The organism is Bradyrhizobium sp. MOS002 (assembly GCF_003020115.1).
Classification (GTDB): Bacteria; Pseudomonadota; Alphaproteobacteria; order Rhizobiales; family Xanthobacteraceae; genus Bradyrhizobium.
The window spans coordinates 722,859-748,229 of record NZ_PYFX01000001.1 but is presented as its reverse complement, the minus strand read 5'-3'; the positions used below and the strand labels follow the sequence as shown (position 1 = coordinate 748,229).

The 25,371-nt window shown below is 65.4% G+C and carries 26 protein-coding genes, 1 tRNA gene and 1 riboswitch; of the genes, 19 read left to right on the top strand and 8 right to left on the bottom strand.

Going from position 1 to position 25,371, the window contains the following annotated elements:
* Positions 1 to 99: 99 nt before the first annotated feature.
* Positions 100 to 492, bottom strand: a complete 393-nt coding sequence (gene apaG, locus C7G41_RS03805) for a Co2+/Mg2+ efflux protein ApaG (protein WP_027565893.1) — start codon at positions 490 to 492, stop codon at positions 100 to 102.
* Between the two features lie 193 nt (positions 493 to 685).
* Between apaG and C7G41_RS03800 the strand changes: the two genes are divergently transcribed.
* Genes C7G41_RS03800 through C7G41_RS03790 form a run of 3 tightly spaced genes read left to right on the top strand, consistent with a single transcriptional unit; the run spans position 686 to position 3,750 of the window.
* A complete protein-coding gene (locus C7G41_RS03800) occupies positions 686 to 1,966 on the top strand; it encodes an OpgC domain-containing protein (RefSeq protein WP_106941284.1) in 1,281 nt (426 codons plus the stop codon).
* Positions 1,966 to 2,745 carry an SGNH/GDSL hydrolase family protein gene (locus tag C7G41_RS03795; RefSeq protein WP_106941283.1) on the top strand — a complete coding sequence of 260 codons (780 nt, stop codon included), beginning with the start codon at positions 1,966 to 1,968 and terminating at the stop codon, positions 2,743 to 2,745. Before C7G41_RS03800 ends, C7G41_RS03795 begins: the two co-directional genes overlap by 1 nt.
* Before the next feature lie 12 nt (positions 2,746 to 2,757).
* Positions 2,758 to 3,750 (top strand): SGNH/GDSL hydrolase family protein, encoded by a 993-nt coding sequence (locus C7G41_RS03790; protein WP_106941282.1) that lies wholly within the window; start codon positions 2,758 to 2,760, stop codon positions 3,748 to 3,750.
* A gap of 162 nt (positions 3,751 to 3,912) precedes the next feature.
* On the opposite strand, the gene C7G41_RS03785 is transcribed toward C7G41_RS03790, so the two are convergent.
* Positions 3,913 to 5,109, bottom strand: a complete 1,197-nt coding sequence (locus tag C7G41_RS03785; protein WP_106941281.1) for an O-succinylhomoserine sulfhydrylase — start codon at positions 5,107 to 5,109, stop codon at positions 3,913 to 3,915.
* Positions 5,110 to 5,180: 71 nt separating this feature from the next.
* A riboswitch (SAM riboswitch) is annotated at positions 5,181 to 5,260 on the bottom strand.
* A gap of 109 nt (positions 5,261 to 5,369) precedes the next feature.
* Here C7G41_RS03785 and C7G41_RS03780 point away from each other — a divergent pair.
* The 4 genes from C7G41_RS03780 to C7G41_RS03765 all read left to right on the top strand — a co-directional run bounded on the left by C7G41_RS03780 (position 5,370) and on the right by C7G41_RS03765 (position 9,854).
* Positions 5,370 to 6,476 carry a 2'-deoxycytidine 5'-triphosphate deaminase gene (locus C7G41_RS03780; protein WP_027565888.1) on the top strand — a complete coding sequence of 369 codons (1,107 nt, stop codon included), beginning with the start codon at positions 5,370 to 5,372 and terminating at the stop codon, positions 6,474 to 6,476.
* Positions 6,477 to 6,654: 178 nt separating this feature from the next.
* Complete coding sequence (locus C7G41_RS03775) at positions 6,655 to 7,065, top strand: PAS domain S-box protein (protein WP_106941280.1); 411 nt, start codon at positions 6,655 to 6,657, stop codon at positions 7,063 to 7,065.
* A 123-nt stretch (positions 7,066 to 7,188) separates the two neighbouring features.
* The gene (locus C7G41_RS03770; protein ID WP_106941279.1) at positions 7,189 to 8,241 is read left to right on the top strand and encodes a hypothetical protein; all 1,053 of its coding nucleotides are present in this window, start codon (positions 7,189 to 7,191) and stop codon (positions 8,239 to 8,241) included.
* 167 nt (positions 8,242 to 8,408) lie between these two features.
* Positions 8,409 to 9,854 (top strand): MATE family efflux transporter, encoded by a 1,446-nt coding sequence (locus C7G41_RS03765; RefSeq protein ID WP_106941278.1) that lies wholly within the window; start codon positions 8,409 to 8,411, stop codon positions 9,852 to 9,854.
* Here C7G41_RS03765 and C7G41_RS03760 read toward each other — a convergent pair.
* From C7G41_RS03760 to C7G41_RS03740, 5 genes are all read right to left on the bottom strand, one after another.
* Entirely contained in the window at positions 9,851 to 10,354 is a 504-nt protein-coding gene (locus C7G41_RS03760) for a hypothetical protein (protein ID WP_199198113.1), read from the bottom strand. The two genes, C7G41_RS03765 and C7G41_RS03760, sit on opposite strands and share 4 nt — an antisense overlap.
* Before the next feature lie 100 nt (positions 10,355 to 10,454).
* Positions 10,455 to 10,856: an SRPBCC family protein gene (locus C7G41_RS03755; RefSeq protein WP_106941276.1), complete on the bottom strand. Its 402-nt coding sequence runs from the start codon at positions 10,854 to 10,856 to the stop codon at positions 10,455 to 10,457.
* A 193-nt stretch (positions 10,857 to 11,049) separates the two neighbouring features.
* Positions 11,050 to 11,409 carry a VOC family protein gene (locus tag C7G41_RS03750; protein WP_199198112.1) on the bottom strand — a complete coding sequence of 120 codons (360 nt, stop codon included), beginning with the start codon at positions 11,407 to 11,409 and terminating at the stop codon, positions 11,050 to 11,052.
* Between the two features lie 55 nt (positions 11,410 to 11,464).
* The gene (locus C7G41_RS03745) at positions 11,465 to 12,304 is read right to left on the bottom strand and encodes a helix-turn-helix transcriptional regulator (protein ID WP_106941274.1); all 840 of its coding nucleotides are present in this window, start codon (positions 12,302 to 12,304) and stop codon (positions 11,465 to 11,467) included.
* Positions 12,305 to 12,313: 9 nt separating this feature from the next.
* Positions 12,314 to 12,892, bottom strand: coding sequence for a methylated-DNA--[protein]-cysteine S-methyltransferase (locus C7G41_RS03740; RefSeq protein WP_106941485.1), 579 nt, complete (start codon positions 12,890 to 12,892; stop codon positions 12,314 to 12,316).
* Between the two features lie 171 nt (positions 12,893 to 13,063).
* On the opposite strand from C7G41_RS03740, the gene C7G41_RS03735 reads away from it, so the two are divergent.
* From C7G41_RS03735 to C7G41_RS03685, 11 genes are all read left to right on the top strand, one after another.
* A tRNA-Gly gene (locus C7G41_RS03735) sits at positions 13,064 to 13,137 on the top strand.
* A gap of 237 nt (positions 13,138 to 13,374) precedes the next feature.
* Positions 13,375 to 13,956, top strand: a complete 582-nt coding sequence (locus C7G41_RS03730; RefSeq protein ID WP_106941273.1) for a helix-turn-helix domain-containing protein — start codon at positions 13,375 to 13,377, stop codon at positions 13,954 to 13,956.
* 10 nt (positions 13,957 to 13,966) lie between these two features.
* On the top strand, positions 13,967 to 14,431 hold the full coding sequence (locus C7G41_RS03725; protein ID WP_199198164.1) for a GNAT family N-acetyltransferase: 465 nt from the start codon (positions 13,967 to 13,969) through the stop codon (positions 14,429 to 14,431).
* An 89-nt stretch (positions 14,432 to 14,520) separates the two neighbouring features.
* Complete coding sequence (locus tag C7G41_RS03720; protein ID WP_106941271.1) at positions 14,521 to 15,564, top strand: LacI family DNA-binding transcriptional regulator; 1,044 nt, start codon at positions 14,521 to 14,523, stop codon at positions 15,562 to 15,564.
* Between the two features lie 81 nt (positions 15,565 to 15,645).
* Complete coding sequence (xylB, locus tag C7G41_RS03715; RefSeq protein ID WP_106941484.1) at positions 15,646 to 17,100, top strand: xylulokinase; 1,455 nt, start codon at positions 15,646 to 15,648, stop codon at positions 17,098 to 17,100.
* Positions 17,101 to 18,423, top strand: a complete 1,323-nt coding sequence (gene xylA, locus C7G41_RS03710) for a xylose isomerase (protein WP_106941270.1) — start codon at positions 17,101 to 17,103, stop codon at positions 18,421 to 18,423. It begins immediately after the preceding gene.
* A gap of 12 nt (positions 18,424 to 18,435) precedes the next feature.
* Positions 18,436 to 19,194 carry an ATP-binding cassette domain-containing protein gene (locus tag C7G41_RS03705; protein ID WP_106941269.1) on the top strand — a complete coding sequence of 253 codons (759 nt, stop codon included), beginning with the start codon at positions 18,436 to 18,438 and terminating at the stop codon, positions 19,192 to 19,194.
* Positions 19,194 to 20,276, top strand: a complete 1,083-nt coding sequence (locus tag C7G41_RS03700; protein ID WP_199198111.1) for an ABC transporter permease — start codon at positions 19,194 to 19,196, stop codon at positions 20,274 to 20,276. The genes C7G41_RS03705 and C7G41_RS03700 overlap by 1 nt, the downstream gene beginning before the upstream one ends.
* A 94-nt stretch (positions 20,277 to 20,370) precedes the next feature.
* Complete coding sequence (locus C7G41_RS03695; protein ID WP_199198110.1) at positions 20,371 to 21,303, top strand: sugar-binding protein; 933 nt, start codon at positions 20,371 to 20,373, stop codon at positions 21,301 to 21,303.
* Between the two features lie 103 nt (positions 21,304 to 21,406).
* Positions 21,407 to 22,384, top strand: a complete 978-nt coding sequence (locus C7G41_RS03690; RefSeq protein ID WP_106941266.1) for an aldo/keto reductase — start codon at positions 21,407 to 21,409, stop codon at positions 22,382 to 22,384.
* 3 nt (positions 22,385 to 22,387) lie between these two features.
* Positions 22,388 to 23,236 (top strand): amidohydrolase, encoded by an 849-nt coding sequence (locus tag C7G41_RS03685; protein WP_106941265.1) that lies wholly within the window; start codon positions 22,388 to 22,390, stop codon positions 23,234 to 23,236.
* A 21-nt stretch (positions 23,237 to 23,257) separates the two neighbouring features.
* Here the strand turns inward: C7G41_RS03685 and C7G41_RS03680 are convergent, their stop codons facing one another.
* Positions 23,258 to 24,061, bottom strand: a complete 804-nt coding sequence (locus tag C7G41_RS03680; RefSeq protein ID WP_106941264.1) for a RimK family alpha-L-glutamate ligase — start codon at positions 24,059 to 24,061, stop codon at positions 23,258 to 23,260.
* A 399-nt stretch (positions 24,062 to 24,460) separates the two neighbouring features.
* Here C7G41_RS03680 and C7G41_RS03675 point away from each other — a divergent pair, with 399 nt between their 5' ends.
* Positions 24,461 to 25,234 (top strand): ferredoxin--NADP reductase, encoded by a 774-nt coding sequence (locus tag C7G41_RS03675; RefSeq protein ID WP_106941263.1) that lies wholly within the window; start codon positions 24,461 to 24,463, stop codon positions 25,232 to 25,234.
* The last annotated feature ends 137 nt before the right edge of the window (positions 25,235 to 25,371 follow it).

The following is a 25,371-nucleotide window of genomic DNA, read 5'->3' as shown; positions in this document are numbered from 1 at the left end:
GATTACGCTTGCGCTCCATCCGGGCTACGGGACTGCGCTCGCAATGACGAGATTCGGGGAAGCCGCGTGCCAGGCGGTCGTATACCCTACGACACCGCGCTAATTCAGCACCCGCTTGTTGTCCGGGCTGTCCAGCGAGAACGTCGGCACGTCGATCTCGAAGCGCTCGCCGGTTGCGCTGACCATCTGGTAGCGGCCGGTCATGAAGCCCGAGGCGGTCGTCAGCGGCACGCCCGAGGTGTATTCGAAGCGTTCGCCGGGGGCGAGCGTCGGCTGCTCGCCGACGACGCCCTCGCCCTTCACCTCCTGCTGCCGGCCGGTGGCGTCGGTGATGATCCAGTGCCGCGTCTTGAGCTGCACGGTCTCGTCGCCGGAATTGGTGATGACGATGGTGTAGGACCAGAAGTAGCGGGAGCGGTCGGCCGACGACTGCTCCGGAACAAAGTTCGGCTCGACGGTCACTTCGATCTGGCGGGTCACGGCGCGGTACATGATTGCCATCATACCGAAAACCGCTCGGGAACCAAACGCCGGAGGCGGCCTTGGCGACATCGTCCCGCCCGAATTCGCAGGGAAGTACACGCCCAAGTGCACTTGCATGTGATCCGGTCGCTTTGCGAGATGACGGCCGGACCGGTACACTCCTTGCCACGTCGCGATTTGCGGAAGGGTTTTTAGGCCCCCGATGACCATTGCCGACCAAGTGACGGGATCGACGATCGCGGGAACCGCCAAGCCTGCGCAGGCCAAGCCTGTGGAGGCCAAGTCCGCGGGGCCGAAGCGGCGCGCGGCCGCGCCGGCCATTTCGCTGCCCGCCATCGGCGAGCGCGAGCTCCGGCTCGACCTGTTCCGCGGCCTTGCGCTGTGGCTGATCTTCATCGACCATTTGCCGCCGAGCCTTCTGACCTGGTTCACGATCCGCAATTACGGCTTCAGCGACGCCACCGAGATCTTCATCTTCATCTCCGGCTATACCGCCGCCTTCGTCTACGGTCGGGCGATGCTGGAGTCCGGCGTCGTCGTCGCCACCGCGCGCATCCTGCGGCGCGTCTGGCAGATCTATGTCGCTCACGTCTTCCTGTTCACGATCTTCCTTGCTGAAATCTCCTACGTGGCGACCAGGTTCGAGAACCCGCTCTACACCGAAGAGATGGGCATCATGGATTTCCTCAAGCAGCCCGACGTTACCATCGTGCAGGCGCTGCTGCTGCGCTTCCGCCCCGTCAACATGGACGTGCTGCCGCTCTACATCGTGCTGATGCTGGCGTTGCCCTTGATCCTGTGGCTGATGAAATGGCGCCCCGATGTGACGCTCGGCCTCTCGGTCGCGCTCTACGCGGTGACCTGGGAATACGACCTCTATCTGTCGGCCTATCCGAACGGCTTCTGGGCCTTCAACCCCTTCGCCTGGCAATTGCTGTTCGTGTTCGGGGCATGGTGCGCGCTCGGGGGTGCGCGACGCATGTCGCACATTCTGGCTTCGCGGGTGACGATGTGGATCGCGATCGCCTATCTGGTCGCGGCATTCTACGTGACGCTGACCTGGTATGTGCCGCAGCTCTCCCACTTCATGCCGAAGCGGCTCGAGCAGTGGATGTATCCGATCGACAAGGCCGACCTCGACGTGCTGCGCTTCACGCATTTCCTGGCGCTGGCCGCGCTCACCGTGCGCGTCCTGCCGCGGGACTGGCCGGGCCTGAAATCGCCCTGGCTGCGGCCGCTGATCCTGTGCGGCTCGCATTCCCTGGAGATATTCTGTCTCGGCGTCTTCCTCGCCTTCGCCGGCCATTTCATCCTGGCCGAGGTCTCGGGCGGCCCGGTCATGCATGCGCTAATTAGTCTCTCCGGAATCCTGATCATGTGGGCCATGGCCTGGCTGATTTCGTGGTACAAGCGGGTGGCTGACAAGAGCGGTTCGAAAACCAAAAGCGCCGTCGGCAGCGCCGATATGGCGGGAGGGGGCTGATGAAGGCGAAGGTTTTCCTGAGCCTGATCCTGCTGTGCGGTGGTCTCGCCGCGCCTCCGGCGCGCGCGGGCGATGCTGCGCCTGCTGCTTCAGCCGCGCCTGCAGCCTGCGAATTGCCCTCCTATCTGCTCAGCAGCGAAAGCCAGCTGCCCAAGGTCGCCGATGCCATCAAGGCCGGCAAGCCGCTCGAAATCCTGGTCATCGGCAGTCGCTCGACCACCATTCCGGCTTCCGAGGACGCCTCTTATCCGGCGCGGATGCTGGCCATCCTGAAGGACAAGCTGCCGCCGTCCGAGACTGTGCACGTCTCCGTAGAAATACAGAGCAAGAAGACGGCCGAGGAGGCGGCCGCCAGCTTCGTTAAGCTGATGGAAGCAAAAACGCCTACTTTGGTCATCTGGCAGACCGGGACCGTGGATGCTATCCGAGCCATCGATCCCGACGATTTTCGTGGCGCGGTGACCGAAGGGGTTGTTGCGTTGCAAAAGGCAGGGGCTGACGTCGTCTTGATGAATTTGCAGTACAGTCCGCGTACCGAAACCATGATCTCGGTGCCGCCATACCTCGACAATATGCGGGTGGTGGCGCAGGAGCACGATATTCCGCTGTTCGATCGTTTCGCGATCATGCGGCAGTGGAATGACCAGGGGCAGTTCGACCTGTTCAGCCCGTCGCGCGGGCCTGAGCTGGCGAAACAGGTCCACGATTGCCTTGGCAGGGCGTTGGCACAGTTCGTGATCGACGCTGCCCATCTGGAGCCGGCCCAGCAGCAAAATTGAGGTCTAGCGTTAATGAGTTCTCTCCGCCCTTTTTGCCTCACGGCATGGCTGGCTGTGCCCGCAGCAGCGGTGCTGCTGTTGCTGAGTCCGGCCGCGCCGTCGCGTGCGCAGGCGCAGGCCGCGCAGGCAACGCCCGCCCCGCAGCAGTCGGCTGATCCGGCTCCCGCTTCACCGTCCCAGGCCACCGTCGCAGCGACGTCCCCCGACCAACGCGGCATCACGGCGCGCGCCATCGACAAGGTGAAGCAGGTCGCGAAATCCGCCGGCGACATCTTCAGCCGTGTCCCCTGCCTGTCGCCGAAGGGCGGCGCGAAGGCGATGGGCTCGCTGCCGCATGTCGCGGGCAAGCTTGTCGCCGGCAAGCCCGTCGTCATCGTGGCGTTCGGCTCGTCGTCGACCGCGGGATTCGGCGCGAGCTCGCCGGAGTTCAACTATCCCAATCGCCTTGCCGCGCAGCTGCACCGGCACTATCCGACCGCCGACATCACCGTCGTCAACGCCGGCGTCGGCGGCGAGGACGCGCCCGAGATGATGAAGCGGCTTCAGAAGGAGGTGATCGACGTGCATCCGGATCTGGTGATCTGGCAGGTCGGCACCAATGCCGTGCTTCGCAATCTCGATCCCGGCGATACCGCCAAGATGGTCGAGGAGGGCATCAGCCGCATCCAGGCCGGCGGCGATGCCGACGTCGTGCTGGTCGATCCGCAATATTCGCCCGCCGTCAACCAGCGCGCGGACAGCGCCGGCAAGATGGTGAAGCTGCTCGGCAAGGTCGCCGAGCTCCGTCATGTCGGCATCTTCCCGCGCTTCGAGGTGATGCGCGATTGGCACGAGAAGCAATCGATTCCGGTCGAGACCTTTGTGATCGCCGACGGCCTGCACATGAACGATTGGGGCTATGCCTGCTTCGCCCAGCTCCTCGGTGACGACATCATCCGCTCCGTCGGCCAGATCAAGCTCGGCGTCAACGTGCCCGGGGACGTGCGGACCTATCGGCCGATGTAATTGATCTTTTTCTGGCGTCGTCCCGCGAAGGCCGGGACCCATACCGCGTGATCTATCGATGTTGGGCGGTGTTCGTACCACGGCTTGATCGCTTAACTGCGAGCCTTCGCCAAACTGCTTCCTGTGGTTATGGGTCCCGGCCTTCGCCGGGACGACAATACCTCACGCCTTCTCCAGCGCCGCGGTCAGATCCTCGATCAGATCGTCCGCGTGCTCCAGCCCCGCCGAGAAGCGGATGAAGCCCTCGCTGATGCCGAGCGCGGCGCGGTCCTCCGGCTTGAGGCGCTGATGCGTCGTGGTGGCCGGATGCGTGACGAGGCTCTTGGCGTCGCCGAGATTGTTCGAGATCTTCGCCAGCTTGAGTTCGTTGAGCACGCGGAACGCCGCCTGCTTGCCGCCCTTGACCTCGAGGCCGACCAGCGTCGAGCCGCCACGCATCTGCTTCTTCACCAATGCAGCCTGCGGATGATCGGCGCGGCCGGGAAACACCAGCCGCGAAATCTTGGGATGGCTCGCCAGCGCGTCCGCGATGCGCGCCGCCGTCTCGGTCTGCGCGCGCACGCGCACGGCGAGCGTCTCCAGGCCCTTGAGCAGCACCCAGGCGTTGAACGGCGAGATCGACGGGCCGGTCTGGCGCATGAAATTGTGGATGTGCTCGGCGATGAACGCTTCCGAGGACAGGATGATGCCGCCGAGACAGCGACCCTGGCCGTCGATGTGTTTGGTCGCGGAATAGACCACGACGTCGGCGCCGAGCGCGAGCGGGCTCTGCCAGATCGGGGTGGCGAACACGTTGTCGACGACGAGCCGCGCGCCGCCGCTATGTGCGATCTCGGCGATGCCGGGAATGTCGAGCACGTCGAGCGTCGGATTGGTCGGGCTTTCCAGGAAGAACGTCTTGGTGTTCGGCTTCATGGCGCGCTGCCACTGGTCGAGATCGAGGCCGTCCACCAGCGTGGTCTCGATGCCATAGCGCGGCAGCAAATCCTGCACGACGTAGAGACACGAGCCGAACAGCGCGCGCGAGGCCACGACGTGATCGCCGGCCTTGAGCGGCGCCAGGATCGCGGTCGTCACCGCGGCCATGCCGGTCGCGGCCGAACGTGCCGCTTCGGCGCCTTCGAGCTCGATCATGCGGCGCTCGAACATCGCGATGGTCGGGTTGGAGTAGCGTGAATAGATGAAACCGGGGTCCTCGCCCTTGAACCGCGCCTCGCACTCCTCGGCGCTGTTGTAGACGTAGCCCTGGGTCAGGAACAGCGCCTCCGACGTCTCGCCATATTGCGAGCGCAGGGTGCCGGCATGGACCAGGCGGGTTTCGGGACGGTAGTGCGCGGTGGGCGCCGGGGACTTCGACATACGATCTCCTCTGCGTGACCATCGAAAATGGTCACAAAAAAACCGGCCTGGAATATCTCCACGGGCCGGGATCACAGAGGTCCCCGGCCTGTTTAGCGACTTATTTAACGTGGCTGCAAGCCGGCCGGCTCAAATCACCACGGGATAAGTCATGCTCATATTCCGCAATGCCCTTTCCGTCAAGACGTCCATCGGATAGCCGTAAAACGCTGGTATTTCCCGCATGTCGGGATGTGTTTGATCCCTGATGAGGACCCCGGTTGACGTTCACGGTCGCCGCCGACGCCAATGGTATCCTGCCCGACCGCATGATCGCGGCGATGGCGGAGGGCGGTCTCATCTTGCCCGCCTACGACTTCGTCGAAAGCCAGATCCAGCCGGCGAGCCTCGACCTTCGCCTTGGCGACATCGCCTATCGCGTTCGCGCCAGCTTCTTGCCCGGTCCCGGCGCTACCGTCGCCGAGCGTATCGACGAGTTGAAGCTGCACGAGTTCAGCCTCGCCGACGGCGCGGTGCTGGAGACCAACTGCGTCTACATCGTGCCGCTGCTCGAAAGCCTGGCGCTGCCGCCGGAGATCGTCGCGGCCGCCAACCCGAAGAGCTCGACCGGCCGGCTCGACGTCTTCACCCGCGTGATCGCCGACGGCACCCGCCGCTTCGACATGATCGGTGCCGGCTATCACGGCCCGCTCTATGCCGAGATCAGCCCGAAGACGTTCCCGGTGCTGGTCAGCGAGGGCTCGCGCCTGAGCCAGGTGCGCTTCCGCACCGGCGATGCCATCCTCAACATCGACGATCTCGAGGCGCTGCACGCGACCGAGCGTCTCGTCGATATCGACGATGCCGATCTCACCGGCGGCGTCGCCGTCTCCGTAGATCTCTCCGGCGAAAAGAGCGGCGGCTTCGTCGGCTACCGCGCCAAGCGCCACACCGGCGTCATCGACGTCGATCGCCGCGCCGGCTATTCCGTCGAGGAGTTCTGGGAGCCGATCTCGGCCCGTCCCGACGGCAGCCTGATCCTCGATCCCGGCGAGTTCTATATCCTCGCGTCGAAAGAGGCGGTGCAGGTGCCGCCCGATTACGCCGCGGAGATGGTGCCGTTCGATCCGCTGGTCGGCGAGTTCCGCGTGCATTATGCCGGATTCTTCGATCCCGGCTTCGGCTATGCCGGTGCCGGCGGGCTGGGCTCGCGCGCCGTGCTCGAAGTGCGCTCGCGCGAAGTGCCTTTCATCCTCGAGCACGGCCAGATCGTCGGCCGCCTCGTCTATGAAAAGATGCTGGCCCGCCCCGACGCCATGTACGGCCAGCGCATCGGCTCCAACTATCAGGCCCAGGGGCTGAAGCTGTCGAAGCATTTCCGGGTGTAGCGTTAGCCCCACCCTCCGCTGTCATGCCCCGGCTTGACCGGGGCATCCAGTACGCCGCAGCCTATCGGTTCGATAACATCCGCCTCTGGAATACTGGATCGCCCGATCAAGTCGGGCGATGACACCGAATCTGTGTCAGGATGAGAAGCGAAATTCGGGCTACGTCCGAGGTGGCGAGATGACAGATCAACCCGAACTCGACGCAAAAATTCTCGACGACGTCGCCGATGCGCTGATCTATTCGGATCGCTCCGGCACGATCATGCGCTGGAATCGCGCATCGTCCGCACTGTTCGGCTTCTCCGCGGACGAAGCGCTGGGCCAGAATCTCGACCTCATCATTCCCGAACATCTGCGCGCCGCGCACTGGAAGGGTTTTGAGGCCGCGCTTGCCAGCGGCGCGATGAAGCTTGCGGGCAAGCCGACACTGACCCGCGCGCTGCACAAGGATGGACGCAAGCTCTACATCGAGATGACCTTTGCGTTGGTGCGGGATGCCGCTGAAGTGGTGCAGGGATCGGTGGCGATGGCCCGCGACGTCACCGAGCGCGTCGAGCGCGAGCGTGCCGCCAAAGCTGCGCAAACTTAGGCCTGCGCAAAATTCGTGATGCGGAATTGGCGAGCCGGCGTGCAGGGCGCCCTGCGTGCGGCTCAGCTTGTCCGTCCCCGGCTGCAGTGACACACTCGATCAAAACAACGATCGGGAGCGAACATGACCGCCGCATCAGACCCCGCGCAGGAAGCTCAATGGAAACGCTGGCGCGCGGTTGCCGATCTCTATCACGCCTTCTTCACCGGCCTGATCCTCACCGTGGTCACGCGGCGCGGCACGGCGGATGCTGCGGAGTTCGTCTTTCGCGTGTTCCGCCGCCAGCAGCAGGAACGCTTCCTGCCGGGGCTCGAGAAGCTCGGGCTGAGCCATTTGCCGCCGGCTGTCGCCGCTGCGCAATATCACTACCTCTCGAACTGGATCGGCGGTGTGCACGTCGAATACATGCATGAGAGCGACACCAAAGCCTGGATCCGTTATCCGCCGCCGCGCTGGATCTGGAAGGGCACTGCGATCTGCGGCGTGCCAGGCGAGGTCTCGCGCGCGATGCTGCGCGGCTGGCACGCCAACAACGGTGTGGCGCTTGGCGATACCAGATTAGGGTTCGTCTGCACCAAGCAGAGCGTCGACGGCCAGGACGGGCTCGAAGGCTACTATCACCAATACGACCATCCGCTCGAGCTCGACCAGCGCCTCGTGTTCGCACGGCATCTCGAAGCGCCGCTGTTCGATGCAGCCGCGGCTCCGGCCTTGCCGGTCGCAAGCTGGCCAAGACCGCGACTGGAAAAAGCCTATCGCAATTATGCGATGGAATATGTGCGCACCGCCGCGCCGGTGATGGTGCAGCTGTTCGGTCCGGAGGATGCGGGCTATCTCCTGCACCTCACGGGCAAGCTGATCGGGATGCAATATTTCGATGAGGTTGCTGCGGCGCTGTCGATGGGCCGCGGCGGTGCCGGCGAGTTCGCGACGTTCCTCGACGCGCTGTTGGTCGCGCAGGACGATGCGGCTGAGACGACGCAATCCGAGGGCACGTTCGAAATCCGTCAGCAGAGCTGGAAGTTGATGGACGGCGTCGCCGATAACCACCCTGCTTGCGCCAAGGTGCTGGTGGGGCTGTTCGAGGGGCTTGCGGCCGGATGCGGGCGGCACATCGGCGTGCACATGCGCCCGGCCGCGGGGGGCCGGCCGCCGCTGATCTGGACGATCGGCTGATGTCACCGACCGAAATGCGCTGCCGCAGGGCACGCCTGCATCAGGCGCAGAAGGAATCGGCAATTGCCGTGCTAACAAGCTGAACCCCGCGCCTTTTGCGCGAACAAATTCATTGGCACACCCAGTCATTGCCGCGTCGCAACTGGCGCTCGCGCCCGGGAGAGGACATGTCCGACATCGCCGAGATTCCGGTCGATGAACAAGAGCGACCGCTACCTCCGCCGCCACCCCCGGTGAAGAGTGCACTGACCGACGGGCCGATCCTGCGCACGCTGCTCGGACTGGCCTGGCCCAACGTCGTCGCGCTCTCCGCCGGCACCTGCACAGTGATTGCGGAGACCTCCTATATCGGCCGGCTCGGCGTCGAGGCGCTGGCCGCGATGGCGCTGGTGTTTCCGACAGTGATCCTGACCATGACCATGTCGGGCGGTGCGATGGGCGGCGCGGTGGCCTCCGCCATCGCGCGCGCGCTCGGCGCCGGCGATCGCGAGCGTGCCGGAACGCTCGCCGCGCACGCGCTGCTGATCGGCATCAGCTTCGGCCTCGTCTTCATGCTCGGCATGCTGATCTTCGGGCCGCGCGTTCTGGAAATGCTCGGCGGCCGTGGCGATGTGCTGACGCATGCGATCGCCTACACCCAGGTGTTTTTCGGCGGTGCCGTGCTGCCCTGGCTGCTCAACACCATGGCCGGCGTCCTGCGCGGCACCGGCAACATGAAGCTGCCATCGCTGTTGATTCTCAATTCGGCGGCCTGGCAGATCGTGCTCGGCGGCACGCTCGGCCTCGGGCTCGGCCCGGTGCCGCAATTCGGCATGCGCGGCGTCGCCGCCGGCGCGCTGATTGCCTATTGCATGAATATCGGCGTGATGGGCTGGTACCTGTTCTCCGGCCGCGCCCGCGTGACGCCGAAGCTGCGCGGACTTCGCATCCAATGGGCGATGTTTTTCGACATCCTCAAAGTGGGCGCCATCGCCTGCTTCTCGCCGCTGCAATCGGTGCTGACGATCTCGATCTTCACCCACATGCTTGCGAAGTTCGGTACCGCGATCCTGGCCGGCTACGGCATCGGTGCGCGGCTGGAATTCCTCCTGACCTCGATCGCGTTCTCGTTTGGCATCGCCTCGGTGCCGATGATCGGCATGGCGGTCGGCGCCGGCCGCATCGCCCGTGCCCGGCGCATCGCCTGGATCGCAGGCGCGAGCGCCTTCGTCGCCGTCGGTGCACCGGCGTGCCTGGTCGCGGCTTTCCCCGATCTCTGGGTCAACATCTTCACCGACAGCGCGATCGTGCGCGCGACCAGCCATCAATATTTGTCGACGGTGGCGCCGTTCTACGCCTTCATCGGCCTCGCCTCGACGATGTATTTCTCGTCGCAGGGCGCCGCGAAGGTGATCGGCCCGGTGCTGGCGCAGACCGTGCGGCTGATCTACATCTCGGCGGTCGGCTGGTGGCTGTCGACGCATGATGCCACCGCGCAAAACTTCTTCTGGCTGGCGGCGAGCTCGATGGTCGTGCTCGGCCTGCTCTCGTGCTCCAGCGTGGTGCTGACACGCTGGGGACCGCGCGAGAGCAAGGCTACGGTCAGGCCGGCTCTGTCGGCCGCTGCGGACTAGCGGTGCCTGTGGCGGCGATGGCCGCCGCCGACATTGGCAAGCCGCATCAGTTGCGGAATCATCGACATCATGTCTCCGCCGCCGGCGCCGCCGATCATGCCCATGATATCGCCGCCGCCGATGCCGCCCATCCCAGTCGGCATGGTGCCGCCGCCGGCCATCGGCGCGTAGCCGCCATAATTGGGCGCACCGAAACCGCCGCCGAAATTGCCGGCGTTGAGGCCACCAATGCCGCCGCCTCCCATCATGCCACCAAGACCACCACCGCCATTCTCCATCATGCGGCTCATCATCGGGCCCATGGTCTGCATCATCATGGCGAAGCGGCGCTTGCCCATCTTGGCCTTCATCATCTCCAGCATCGGAGCCATCTGGGTCATCATGTCCTCGCCGCCGGCACCTCCGCCGCCGAGGAACTGCGCCTTTGCCGGCGCGCTCGAAATCGAAAACATCAGCAGCACGACGGCCGCCTGGCAGATCACCTTGTCCGCACCTCTCATGGCCTGCTCCTCGCGTGCGGGGCGCCGCCGGGAGAGCGGAGCCAACCGGACGCACGGCGCCATGGTTATTGCGGACGAGTGCGGGGCTCTGTGAGAAAGATCACGCAGCCGCGGCTGGGAACGCTCGGTGTATGGCGGCGACGGCGTCCTTGGTCTGTCCCTGCACATAGGGCGCGAGCTCGTTCGGCAGCATGTCGATGATCCAGACGAGGCGGCATCTCGCCTCGCCCTCCGCGATCACCTGCACCGAGGCGCTGTAATGCTTCAGGCGCTCGTTGTTGATCGCGTAGACCAGCCGCTGCCGCGAATCGTCGCAATCGACCAGCACCTCGCGCGCCACGGAGCCATTGGCGAAGGTGACGATACGCGCATCGCCGTCAAGCTGACATGCCGTGACGAAGCCCGGCGCCAGCCGCTGATGCAGCGCGCCGAAATCGCGCACCGCGTCCCAGACGTCGTGCGCCGAGGCGGGGAGGGGAATGTCGTTGTGGATGGAGGCCATTGGTTGAATCCTGGTTGAGTCCTTTGGTGTGGAGAGGCGAGCGATAGCGCCGTCATCTCAGCTGTCATCGCCCGACTTGATCGGGCGATCCAGTATTCCAGAGGCCGTTGCGATGAAACCGAGAAGATGCGGCGTACTGGATGCCCCGGTCAAGCCGGGGCATGACAACGTGCGTGTGGTGAGGCTGCCGCACTCACGTGCAAACCGCCTCGATGTTGTTACCGTCCGGATCGATCAAGAACGCCGCGTAGTAAGTCGGGCTGTAATCCTTGCGCGGGCCGGCGCCGCCATTGTCGCGGCCGCCGCTCTTCAAGCCCTCGCTGTAGAATGCCTTGACCGCGTCATGATCGCCTGCGCGAAACGCGATATGCGCGCCATCGGCCTTGCGTCCCTTGTTGAGGTGCAGCCACAGCGCCGGCTCGCCCTTCGGCCCGAAGCCGGCATAACCATCGCCGCTCGAGCACAGGACGTAACCGAGCGGCGCCAGCACCGCGGTGTAGAAGCGCGTGGCAGCGTCGAGGTCGGCAACACGCAATCCGATATGGTCGTACATGGTCGTCTCCATTCCAAAGCGCGCCGCAATCGGCGCGCGCCGGAGACGAACCTAGTCAGTTGAGGGCGAGCTGCTCTTGGAGAATCTTGCGCTCTCCCCTCGAGGCCTGACGGAACTTGGTTGGCGACACGCCGGCGGCGCGGTGGAAGGTGCGGACGAAGTTGGAGAGATCGCCGAAGCCGACGTCATAGGCGATGTCGGTGACGGCGATATCGTCGTCGGTAAGCAGCCGCGCCGCATGCCGCAGGCGCGAGCGCACCAGATATTGATGCGGGGTGACGCCGAGCACGGCGGAGAACAGCCGCAGGAAGTGGAAGGGGCTGAGGCCTGCCTGCCGCGCCGCCTGTTCGAGGTCGACCTCGGCGTGCGAATTGGCGTCGATCCACAGCGCGGCTTCCACGGCACGGCGGCGGTCGCGCGCGGTCGGCGTCGCTGGCTTGCGCGCCTTGCCCGAGACGACATCGACGAAACGGCCGGCGAGGATCTGCCCGACTTCGTCGAGACCGAGGTCGCTGTTGCCATCTGCCGCCGTCTGGGCGAGTTCGCCCAGCACCATCAGCTCGGGCAGCGGCGGCGTCGCGCCGACTTGCCAGACGTCGCGCCGGCCGCCGAGCGCGTCGACCAGATCCTCGCTGAGGAAAAAGGACAGACAGACATCGCCGGCGACATGCTCGTGCGTGCAGGTGTATTCCTCGCCCGGCGAGCCAACCAGCATCGAGCCCGCCACCAGATCGAAGAAGCCGGCGCGGCAATGACAGCCAAAGCTGCCCGCGCGAACATAGGCTATCGAGTGGCCGGTGCGGCACTCCGCAAACGGCATGTCGTCCGGTCCCGCGTCGCAGCGAAACTCGGAGACGGTCATCGAGGGGGTCGTCAGCAGCGCGGTCGCATCCATGCCACCTATCTAGGTGGAGGGCCTCGGTGGGGCAACGGGCAGGAGGACGTCGAACAGCGTCTTGCTGGCGATCGGATGGGCGCCCTCGAGCGACAGCAGCCGCCGCTTGGAGATCACGCCGCCATAGGGTGAGAGCCGGTCGGTGTAATTGCCGGCTTCCAGCACCCGGTGGCAGGGCACGATCAGCATGTAGGGATTTTTCGCGATCGCCTGTGCCACCGAATGCGCAGCACCTGAGGCGCCCAGCGCCTTGGCGATCTCGTGATAGGTGCGCGTCTCCCCGCGCGGGATGGCGCAGGCGGCTTCATAGACCCGCCGGTTGAACCCGGGCACCCCGCTCGCGTCCAGACTGACCTCGGAAAAATCAGCATCGCTGCCTTGCAGCAAGCCCACGATGCCCTCGATCGCGAACGCGGCGTTCGCGGAAGGCCGCTGCTCGCGCGCCTCGGGATGGACCTGGAAAATCCTTCGGCGGGTGTCGATCTCCCGCGCCTCCGGCAATTGCACGGCGACGACACCGGTGCTGCTCCAGATGATGCCGCAGCGCCCTATGGTCGTGTCGAATATCGCGTAGCCGCGCCCCACCATGCACACGCCCCACTCAGTGCACGTCTCCCCAGACAGGCGATCATAACACCGCCACAATCCGGCGCACCTGGAATCTTGCCGGAAACTTAAGAAGGGTCGGGCGGGCTGCGCCAAAGCGCTTGGCGAGATGCGCCGTCTCGGCTAATCAGAGCGGGCGCAGGCTGCGCATCCGCGGGCGTAGTTCAATGGTAGAACGGCAGCTTCCCAAGCTGCATACGAGGGTTCGATTCCCTTCGCCCGCTCCATTCTGCTTTGTGCCAGAGCGCTTCGCAGCACTTTGATATTCCGGCAGCGCGAAGCAGGATGCCCTTCGAAGCTTTAGCGAACAAGGCCGATGTCTCCGGCGTGCGCCAGACCAAGTTTCCAATATATTAGCCCATCGTGACCGGCACCCGCCGCTCTCTCGGCTAAGCTCCTCTCGCCTGGCGGCTTGGGGTCCCTGCGCCGGGCCATGTTCGGATGAAGGCCAGGACCTACAAGAAATGGACCAGCAAAAGCTCGATCGCGCGATCGGTCGTCGCTTGAAGACGCTGCGGACGCAGGCCGGCATGACGTTGAATGAGCTTGCCGCGCGGTCCGGCGTCAGCCGGGCCATGATCGGGCGGGTGGAGCGGGCGCAGAGCAGTGCGACGGCTGCGCTGCTCAACAAGCTCTGCGCGGCGCTCGATGTCACGCTGAGCGACGTCGTTGCGCTCGCGGAGAAGCCGCCGGAGCGGCTGGTGCGGCTCGCCGACCAGCCGCACTGGCGCGATCCCGACAGTGGCTATCGGCGCCGGCACGCCTCGCCGCCGGATGCGGCAAGCGGCATCGAGATCATCGTCGTCGACCTGCCGGCCGGTGCGCGCGTCTCCTACAGCCCCTGGGGCCGCAATGCCTTCACCCAGCAACTCCTGATGCTGGAGGGCGCGATCGCCGTGCACATCGACGCCAAGGCGGTTCGGCTGCGCGAAGGCGACTGTCTCGACTTCGACGTGATGCGCGCGGTGATCTTCGAGAACGAGACCAGACAGGACGCGCGCTACGTCATCATCACGCGCCGCGGCGCCTCTTATGGAAAGATGTAAGACCGTGGCCATCCAGATCCGGACCGGCGACACCTTCGATCCGCGCGTCATCGCGCTACTCGATCATCACGTCGCGGCGGCGCGGGCGCAGACGGCGCCGGGCAGCGCCCATGCGCTCGATCTCTCCGGGCTGCGCGCGCCCGACGTCGCGTTCTGGACTGGCTGGGACGGCGACACTCTGGTCGCCGTCGGGGCGCTCAAGTCGCTTTCGGCTGTGCATGGCGAGGTGAAGTCGATGCACACGCTTCAGACTACGCGGCGGCGCGGCTTCGGCGGTGAGATGCTCCGCCACATCATCGCGGAAGCCCGCGCGCGCAGGCTTCAGCGGCTCAGCCTCGAGACCGGCTCGTGGGACTATTTCAAGCCCGCGCATGCTCTGTACCAGGCGCACGGCTTTGTGCTTTGCGGCCCGTTCGAAGGCTATGCCGAGGATCCCAACAGCCTGTTCCTGACGCTGGATCTGAGCGGCGGCTAGCCACCGCCGACGCAACCGCGGCTCGAAAGTGTCGTCTTGCCCCTCAAAATGAGTTGCGTACCTCAAAACACCTCTGCTAGCCTTCAGCCATGGCCGAGACGCTCACCACGACCGCGCTGACGCTGAAGGACATCGCCCGCCAGGCCGGCGTCAGCCTCGCGACGGTGGACCGAGTGCTGCACAATCGTCCGGGCGTGCGGCCGGATACGGTCCGGCGCGTCAAAGAGGCGATCGAGCGCAATTCGTTCCAGCCGCATGTGGCCGCCGCCGAGCTCGCCCGCGGCCGCGCCCGCCGTTTCGCCTTCGTGATGCCGTCGGGGCCGAATCCGTTCATGCAGCAGATCCAGGACTATCTCGGAGAGATGTCGGGCTGGCTGTCGGCTCGCCGCCTCGGCGTCGAGACGGTCGCAACCGACGTGTTCGATCCGTCCGTGCTCGCGGCTTCCCTGGAAGGACTCTCTGACGGTTACGACGGCATCGCCGTGGTGGCGCTGGATCATCCCGGCGTCCGCGCCGCCATCGACGATCTCGTCGATGCCGGCGCCAAGGTCGTGACCCTGGTCTCGGACGTGCCGTCGTCGCGCCGGCACCATTATGTCGGCATCGATAATATTGCCGCAGGGCGCACCGCCGGCGCGCTGGTCGGGCGGCTGGTCGGACAAAAGTCCGGCAAGGTCGCGATCGTCGCGGGCTCGCAGGGCCTGCGCGACCATGCCGAGCGAATTTTTGGCTTCAATCAGGTGATGGCGTCGGAATTCCCCGGCCTCAGCGTGCTGCCGGTGCTGGAAGGACGCGACGAGGACGCGCGTTCGGAGCAGCTGTTGTCGCGGTTGCTGGGCAGGCATGCTGACATTGTCGGCCTTTATAACGTCGGCGCCGGCACGCAAGGCGTCGCCAACGCGTTGAGCGATGCCGGCCGCGACAAGCAGGTGGTGTTCGTCGGACACGACGTCACCGCGCTGACGCGCCGGCTGCTGCTGCAGGGCGTGATGCATGCCGCGATCTCGCAGAACCCTGGACACGAAGCGCGCGCCGCCGTGCGCGTGCTGCTCGCGCTCGCCCGTGGCGAGCCGATCTTGCGCGAACAGGAGAAGATCAGGATCGACATCGTAATGCGGGACAATCTGCCGTAGCGGCGGGGGAATTCGAAACGACCCGTTGCGGGCAAGGCGACTTTGAGTTCGCGCACCGCAACAGGCGAAAGGGAGGATGGCGTGTATCTCGGAATCGACATCGGCACATCGGGTGTGAAAGCGGTGCTCGTCAGCGAAGCCGGCGCGGTTCTCGCGACGGCGGCGCGCGAGCTTGCGCTGTCGCATCCCGCGCCGCTGTGGTCCGAGCAGGATCCCGATGGCTGGGTCGATGCGGCGGTCGGCGCGGTCGACGATCTTGCCGCCCGCCATCCGCGCGAGGTCGCGCGGGTACGCGGCATCGGGCTATCGGGCCAGATGCACGGCGCGACGCTGCTGGACGCGGACGGACGGCCGCTGCGTCCCGCGATCCTCTGGAATGACGGCCGCTCGCACGCCGAATGCGTCGCGCTGGAGCGGCGCTGCCCATCGCTGCACACGATCGCCGGCAATCTGGCCATGCCCGGCTTCACCGCGCCGAAGCTGCTCTGGGTCGCCAGGCACGAGCCGAAAATCTTCGCGCGCGTCGCAAAGGTGCTGCTGCCGAAGGCCTATGTCCGCTATCGCCTGACCGGCGAGATGATCGAGGACATGTCGGACGCGGCCGGCACGCTGTGGCTCGACGTCGGTCTGCGCCGCTGGTCGGCCCTGCTGCTGCATGCCACCGGGCTCGATCTCCATCACATGCCGCGCCTGGTCGAGGGCAGCGAGGTCAGCGCGGTGCTTGCGCCGGACTACGCGCAACGCTGGGGCATGGCGAGGGATGTCGTGGTCGCCGGCGGCGCCGGCGATAATGCCGCGAGCGCGATCGGGCTCGGCGCCATCGCGCCGGGCGATGCGTTTCTGTCTCTGGGAACCTCAGGTGTGGTGTTCCGGGTCACCGATCGGTTTGCGCCGGCGCCGGCCTCGGCGGTCCATGCGTTCTGTCACGCACTGCCTGGCCGCTGGCATCAGATGGGCGTGATGCTGTCGGCTGCAGCTTCGCTGGCCTGGCTCGCGGGCGTGATGGAGATTCCGGCCGCAGCGCTGCTGGCGCCGCTCGGCGAGCGCGTCGATGGACCGAGCCCGGTCAAATTCCTGCCCTATCTCGACGGCGAGCGCACGCCGCACAACGATGCCGCCGCCAGCGGCGCCTTCGTCGGCCTGCGCGGTGCGACCGGGCGCGGCCAGATCGTTCAGGCCGTGCTCGAAGGCGTCGCCTTCGCCGCGCGCGACAATCTCGCGGCGCTGAGCGCGGCGGGCGGGCCGCTTCCCGAGGTCGATCTCGTCGGTGGCGGCTCGCGCTCGCCGCTGTGGGCGCAGATCTGCGCCGATGTGCTCGGCATTCCCGTCCACCGTGTCGAGGAGGGCGAGGTCGGGGCGGCACTCGGCGCCGCCAGGCTCGGCCGGCTCGCCGCCACCGGCGAAGACGCGGCTGCGGTTTGCACCCGGCCACGGCGGCTCGCGAGCTTTACGCCTCGCGCATCGGTCAGCTCGGCCTATGACGAGGCCTATCGCCGCTGGCGCGAACTTTATCCTGCGTTGAAGGAGTGTGCCTGAGTGAACGCGTCCGCAAAATTCTTCGATAAAAGCACGCCTGTCGCCTTCGCCGGCAAGGATGCGGGCAACGCGCCTGCCTTCCGCTGGTATGACAAGGACCATCTCGTCCATGGCCGCAGGATGGAAGACCATCTGCGCTTTGCGGTCTGCTACTGGCACTCGTTGTGCTGGCCCGGCGGCGATCCCTTTGGCGGCGAGACGTTCCTGCGGCCCTGGCATCACGGCGCCGATGCGATGGCGCAGGCGCGGGCCAAGGCCGACGTCGCCTTCGAGCTGTTCCGCCTGCTCGACGTGCCCTTCTTCACCTTCCACGACGTCGATGCGGCGCCGGAAGGCAACTCGCTCGCGGAATCCGTCGCCAACCTCAATGCCATCGCCGATCTCTTCGAGGCGAAGATGGCCTCAAGCAAGGTGCGCCTGCTCTGGGGCACCGCCAATTTGTTCACGCATCGCCGCTACATGGCGGGCGCCGCCACCAATCCGGATCCCGAGATATTCACCTACGCCGCCGGCCAGGTCCGCGCCGCGCTGGAAGTGACGCACCGTCTCGGCGGCCAGAACTACGTGCTGTGGGGCGGGCGCGAGGGCTACGAGACGCTGCTCAACACCGATATCGAGCGCGAGCTCGACCAGCTCGGCCGCTTCGTCTCGCTCGTCGTCGAGCACAAGCACAAGATCGGCTTCAAGGGACCGATCCTGATCGAGCCGAAGCCGAAGGAGCCGACCAAGCATCAATATGATTTCGACGTCGCCACCTGCTACGGCTTCCTCGCGCGTTACGACCTGCTGAAGGACGTCAAGCTCAACATCGAGCAGAACCACGCCATCCTCGCCGGCCACTCCTTCCATCACGAGGTCGCGCTCGCCGAGGCGCTGGGTGTGTTCGGCTCGCTCGACATCAACCGCGGCGACGATCTGCTCGGCTGGGACACTGACCAGTTCGCGATGAACGTGCCCGAGCTCGCCTTGGTGTTCCACGAGCTCCTGAACCGCGGCGGCTTCAGTTCGGGCGGGTTGAATTTCGACGCCAAGATCCGCCGCCAGTCGATCGATCCCGACGATCTGATCCATGCCCATGTCGGCTCGATGGACGCCTGCGCGCGGGCGTTGCTCGCCGCTGCGGAGATGCTCGACGCCGGCGTGCTCACTGCGCCGCTTGCGAAACGCTACGAGGGATGGGCCGGGCCCGAGGGCCGCGCCATTCTCGGCGGCCAGCGCTCGCTCGCCGAACTTGCCGACCGCGCGCACGGCCCGGGCTTCGACCCGCAGCCGCGCTCGGGCCGGCAGGAATATCTGGAATCCCTCGTCAATCGTTACGTCTGAGGAAGGCCGCTGATGACAAATGCACAAGCGACACCGGTCCTCGAGTTGACCGGCATCGGCAAGGAGTTCGGCGCGATCCGCGCGCTGCATGATGTCGACATGCACGTCCTCCCCGGCGAGGTCGTCGGCCTGATGGGCGACAACGGCGCGGGCAAGTCGACGCTGGTCAAGATCATCGCCGGCAATTTCCGCCCCAGTCACGGCGAAATCCGCTTCGCCGGCAGCGCGGTTCATTTCAACCGGCCTATCGATGCCCGCGGCGTCGGCATCGAGGTGGTCTATCAGGACCTTGCCCTCGCCGACAATCTCACCGCGGCGGCCAACGTCTTCCTCGGCCGCGAGCTGAAGCGCAGGATCGGGCCGTTCGCGTTGCTCGACCACAAGGCGATGGCGGCGCGTGCGCTGGAGCTGTTCGGCGAGCTGCGCTCGGAGACGCGCCCCGACGATCTCGTCAAGCAGATGTCGGGCGGCCAGCGCCAGGCTGTTGCGATCGCGCGGACGCGGCTCTCCAACGCGAAGCTGGTCATGATGGACGAGCCCACGGCCGCGATCTCGGTCCGTCAGGTCGAGCAGGTGCTCGGCCTTATCCACCGGCTGAAGGAGCAGGGCGTTGCCGTGATGCTGATCTCGCACCGCATGCCCGACGTGTTCGCGGTGTGCGATCGCGTCATCGTCATGCGGCGCGGCGAAAAGCGGGCCGACAAGCCCATCCACCAGACCTCCCCCGAGGAAGTCACCGCCCTGATCACCGGCGCGAAGGAGGCGGCGTGATGGCCATGCCCATGGAATCTCCGATCAGCTTCACCAATGTCGGCCGGATCAGATGGTGGCAGCGCGGCATCTTCGCGTCGCAGACCGGCTATGTCCTGCTCGCACTCGCCGTGCTGCTGGTGGTCATGCATTTCGCCAGCCCGTACTTCTTCACCGAAGGCAACATGCAGAACGTGGCGAAGAATTTCTCCTTCATCGCCATTGCGACCCTCGGCGTCACCTTTGTGATCATCACCGGCGGCATCGATCTGTCGGTCGGCTCGATGATGTGCTTCTCCGCCATGATCACCTCGATGGTGATGACCGAGCTGTCGGCGCCCGGCTCGCCGGCGGGCTCCCTGTTCGTGCACATGGCGGCCGACGGCAAGACCGTGCTCGCCAATGTCCCCGGCCTGATCCTGGTGGTATCGCTCCTCGCCGGCCTCGGCGTCGCGCTGCTCGCCGGCCTCGTCAACGGCTTCTGTATCGCGGTGCTCGGCCTGTCGCCGTTCGTCACCACGCTCGGCATGCTCTCGATCGTGCGCGGGCTCGGCTACGTCGTCTCCAACGGACGCGGCAGCTTTCCGGGTGGCCCGGATGCCGGTTATTTCTACGCGCTCACCTCGGGCGACGTGCTCGGCGTGCCCGTGCCGTTCATTTATCTGATCGTCCTCGCGCTGGCGATGGCCGTGGTGCTGCACCACAGCTCGTTCGGCCGTCACGTGTTCGCGCTTGGCGGCAACGAGAAGGCGGCCGAACTCACCGGCATCCCGGTCGTGCGGGTGAAGATCGAGGTCTATGTGATCTGCGCGCTCGCCGCAGGCCTCCAGGGCATCATCATCTCCGGCTGGCTCGGATCGGCGCCGGCCAACATGGCGACGTCCTACGAGCTCAACGTGATCGCTGCGGCCGTCATCGGCGGTGCCAATCTCGCCGGCGGCATCGGCGGTCCGCTCGGCGCCATCGTCGGCTGCGTGCTGCTCGAGGTGATCCGTAACGGCCTCGTGCTCGCCCAGGTCAGCTCCTACTGGCAGCAGACGCTGGTGGGCGTGATCATTATCCTGGCCGTATTGGTCGACCGCATCCGCTCGCGGATGATCTGAAACGAAATCGTTCCGGGACGGCAACAAAAATGCCGCCTGTCCGCTTCCCGGACGATCTTGAGAGGACAGGCGCCAAAGAAGGGTGGAGGAGACGATGAGGAAATTTGTTCTTGCCGGCATCGCGGTCGCGATGATGGCTACGCCGGCGTTTGCCGCAAACTACCGGTTCGTGATCGTGCCCAAGGCGATGAACAATCCGTTCTTCGACTTCGCGCGCGACGGCTGCCTGAAGCGTGCCAAGGAGCTCGGCAATATCGAGTGCATCTACAAGGGGCCGGTCGAGCACGAGCCGGCGACGCAGGCGCAGATCATCCAGGACTTCGTCACCCAGAAGGTCGACGGCCTCGCCATCTCGGTTGCCGACGTCGCTGCCATGACCAAGTCGATCGACGCGGCGACCGCGGCCGGCATCCCCGTCATCACCTTCGACGCCGATGCACCTGGCGCCAAGCGCATCGCCTATATCGGCACCAACAACAAGGAGTTCGGCGTCGCCCTCGGCAAGCAGCTCCTGAAGCTGCGGCCCGACGGTGGCAAATACGCCATGGTCTCGGGTGGTCCCGGCGCCAAGAATCTCGCCGAACGCGTCGACGGCGTGCGCGAGGCGCTGAAGGGCTCGAAATGGACCGAGGTCGCGGGCTCCCCGACGTTCTGCAACGACGATCCGGCGCTGGCGGTTCAGCAGATGACTGACATGCGTACCGCGACGCCCGACCTCGCCTCGATCGTTCCCATCGGCGGCTGGCCGATGTTCGCCCCCGAAGGCTTCAAGGCCTTCGCCTCCAGGTACAAGAAGGAAATCGATTCCGGCAAGTTCACGCTTGTCGTCGCCGATACGCTGAAGATGCAGCTCGAGCTGTTGCGCGATGGCTATGCCAATGCGCTGGTCGGCCAGCGTCCGTTCGAGATGGGCGAGAAGGCGATGGACACGCTGCTCGCCATCAAGAAAGGCGAGAAGGTGCCGGAGATCGTTTATACCGGCCTCGATCTCGTGACCAAGGACAACGTCGCGCAGATGTTGAAGTAGGAGCGTCGCCAGCCCCGCGCTCCTGCGTGCCTCTCCCGCTTGCGCTTTTCGCAAGCGGGAGAGATGATTTTGGTTGTTGACGAAGACTGTTGAGGCAATGGGAATGAAAAGGTCGCGGCTCGGCTCTCTCGATGTCACCTCACTCGGCCTCGGTTCCGCCCCGCTCGGCGGATTGTTCACCCCCGTCAGCGATGCCGATGCGGAAGCGACGATCGCCCGCGCCTGGTCGCTCGGAATCCGCTTCTTCGACACCGCGCCGCTCTACGGTTTTGGCCTCGCGGAGCGACGCGTTGGCGCATTCCTGCGGCAACAGCCCCGCGATTCCTACGCCATCTCGACCAAGGTCGGTCGTCTGCTGCGTGCGCCCGAAGGCGCTGCCGCCGAGGACGAGCATTACAAGGGCACGTCGCGCGAGCGGCCGGTTTTCGATTTCAGTTATGACGGTGTGATGCGATCGGTGGAGGAGAGCCTGGCGCGGCTTGGGCTCGACCGCGTCGATGTCCTGCTCGTGCATGATCCCGACGATCACTACGACGACGCCGTCGCAGGCGCCTTCCGCGCGCTCCAGCGCCTGCGCACTGAGGGCACCGTCAAGGCGATCGGTGCCGGCATGAACCAGTCGGACATGCTGGTCCGGTTCGCAGAGGCCGTTCCGGTCGACTGCTTCCTGCTCGCCGGCCGCTACACGCTGCTCGACCAGGGCGCGCTGGATGCGCTATTCCCGGTCTGCGCGACGAAGCATATCAGCATCCTGCTCGGCGGCATCTACAACAGCGGTATCCTGGCCAATCCGCACACGGGCGCGAAGTTCAATTATCAGGACGCCGATGCGGCACTCGTCGCCCGTGCGCTCGCGCTCGACGAGCTTTGCCGCAAGCACGGCACCGAGCTGAAAGCCGCCGCGCTGCAGTTCTGCATGGCTCATCCGGCCGTCACGGTCGCCGTGATGGGCGCGCGCAACGCCGCGGAAGTTGCCGACAACATCGCTATGTCGGAGATGGCGGTGCCGGCTGCGTTCTGGCAGGAGCTGCGTGCGCGAAAACTCGTCGACGCCCGCGCACCATTGCCGGGCGGAGCGTAAGACATGATCGTCGACGGGCATCAGCACTTCTGGGATCCCGCGCGCGCCGACTATCCCTGGATGGACGCGCCCGAGCTCACGCCGCTCCGGCGTGCCTTCGGTCCGGCCGATCTGGCGCCGCTCTTGAAAGACAACGGCATCGACGCGAGCATCCTGGTGCAGTGCCGCTCCGCGCTGGCGGAGACCGAGGAATTCTTGCGGATCGCTCACACGACGCCTTCGGTGATCGGCGTCGTCGGCTGGGCTGATCTGACCGACGCTGCACTTGGCGAGACGCTGGAGAAGTTGCGTGCTGCGCCCGGCGGCGACAAGCTGATCGGCATCCGCCACCAGGTCCATGACGAGGCCGACCCTGACTGGCTGCTGCGCGAGGACGTCCAGCGCGGCCTCACCGCAGTGTTCGCGCACGATCTCGCCTACGATTTCCTGGTCCGCACCCGCGAGCTGCCGGCCGCGATCGCGACCGCACAAGCGTTCCCGCAGGCGCGCTTCGTGCTCGACCACGCCGCCAAGCCGCCAATCGCCGACGGTGGAAGCAACGAATGGTCCGATCGCATCGCGGCACTCGCGGCGTGCGGCAATGTCTGGTGCAAGGTCTCGGGGTTGGCGACGGAAGCGGTTTGGAGCGACTGGAATGCGGAGCGGCTGTTTCCGTTCGTCGCGCACGCCGCGACATGCTTCGGCGAAGATCGCCTGATCTTCGGCTCGGACTGGCCGGTATGTTTGCTGGCCGGGAGCTACGGCGAGATCAAGAGTGCGCTGGAGGCGTGCCTGATGAAGCTCGGGCCGCAGGTGCGGGAGAAGGCGTTCGGCGTGAATGCGAAGGCTGCGTATCGGCTAGCGGTTGGTTGAAGCCGCCAGCGCGCGTGTCGCTCAGTGTTCGTCCCCAAACACCCGATCCAGCGCCGCATCGTACGTCCTCTGCACCAGCTCCGGATGCAGCTTGGCCAGCGTCTCCATCATCACGCCGGAATTGATTTCGAGCACACGCCAGACGCCGTCAACGTGCGCGAGGTCGATCGAGGCGAAGGTGATGCCGATGGCATTGGCGGCGTCGATGGCGAGCTTCGCGCAGGCCGCGCGAAGATCGCCGTCCTGCATCAGCACGGGCTTTGCACCCGCATCGAGATTGTGCCGCCAATCCGAGCCGCGCTGCTTGCTGTAGACGACGAGTGGCGCCTCATCGAGCAGTATCACGCGAACTTCGTCCTCGATCACGACGTAGGGCGAGATCACCAGTCCGACGCTCATCGAAAAGGCTTCGCCAACCGCATGATCGAGCTCTGTTTCCGTCGTGACCCTGAAGACGGATCGTCCCGACGTCCCCTCGTTCGGCTTCACCACCACGCCTTGCGGATTGTCGTGAAGCAGCGCCAGCATTGCCTCTCGCCAGGCGCCCTCGACAACCTTCTCGCCCAATTTCGGATTGAGGAACAGGCGATGGGGAATGCAGGGCACGCCCTCGAGCGCGAGCACCTCGGCGGTGGCCGATTTGTCGTTGGCCAGTCGGTGCGCGATGGCGCTGTTGAGGCCGATGTCGTAGCCGAACGCGAAGCGGCGCTGCTCGCCCCGGCGCATCGCGAGCAGCCAGCCACCGGCGCGGACATCGAGCGCGATGCCATGGTTCGCGCAATAACGCTTGATCGCCTGGACGAAGATCCGCTCGCCGCTCGCCATGTGTCTCAGTCGCCATTTCCAGTCGTCATTACCAGTCGCTCTTGGCGCCAAAAGCCGCAAAAATGCGGGAAACGGCGCAAAACCCCAGGAAATCAGAGCTATTCTTAATGAAATTCTCGCGAGCGCCACGGAAATTAAGTGCTGTATTCGGGCCTCTGAGGGAAAAGAAATTGCCCTCCGCGTGCGCCGGACAGCAGATCCATTAATGATGTGACCATTTCCGCCGCAAATGCCGGTTTGACCGGCATCAATCGCATCCGGAACGAGGTTGATTATTGGTCTCAATGGCGTACATCACACACGCGAAATCCTCCGCCATGGCAATGGTGTCCGCCCCGCTTTCAGGGGCCGGGCAACGCTTTTGCCCTAAAACCGCAATTATTCGGAATATCGAAAATCATGAGCGCGTTTTACCGAGAGAAGGTTCTTTCCGTCCAGCACTGGACCGACACCCTGTTCAGCTTTCGCGCCACCCGCGATTCCGGTTTCCGCTTCCAGAACGGCCAGTTCGCGATGATCGGCCTCGAGGTTGAGGGCCGCCCGCTGCTCCGCGCCTACAGCATGGCGAGCGCCAATCACGAGGAAGAGCTCGAGTTCTTCTCGATCAAGGTTCAGGACGGCCCGCTGACGTCGCGTCTCCAGAAGATCAAGGAAGGCGACACCATCCTGGTCGGCCGCAAGGCGACCGGCACGCTGATCACCGACAACCTCATTCCCGGCAAGCGGCTGATGCTGCTCTCGACCGGCACTGGCCTGGCGCCCTTCGCCAGCCTGATCAAGGACCCCGAGGTCTACGACCAGTTCGACAGCATCGTGCTGGTGCATGGCTGCCGTCAGGTCTCCGAGCTCGCCTATGGTGAGAAGCTCGTCGCCAGCCTTCGCGAGGATGAACTGTTCGGGGAGTTGCTCGCGGACAAGCTCATCTACTACCCGACCGTGACCCGCGAGCCGTTCAAGAACCGCGGCCGCATCACCGACCTCATTAGCTCCGAGCAGATCTTCAACGACATCGGCCAGGGTCCGCTCGACATCGCGACCGACCGCATCATGATGTGCGGCAGCCCGGCGATGCTGGAAGAGCTGAAACTGATGTTCGAGGGCCGCGATTTCGTCGAGGGCTCCGGCAACAAGCCCGGCCATTTCGTGATCGAGAAGGCGTTCGTCGAGCGGTAATTGCGCGCTCTCTGGTCGTCCCGGCCTAGTGCGCAATAGCGCACGGGGGCCGGGACCATATCGCGAGGTCTCTCGACTCGTAGACGATTGCCGGTCCCCAAACGACCAGTCTTCGCCAAACCGTGTCCTGTGGCTAT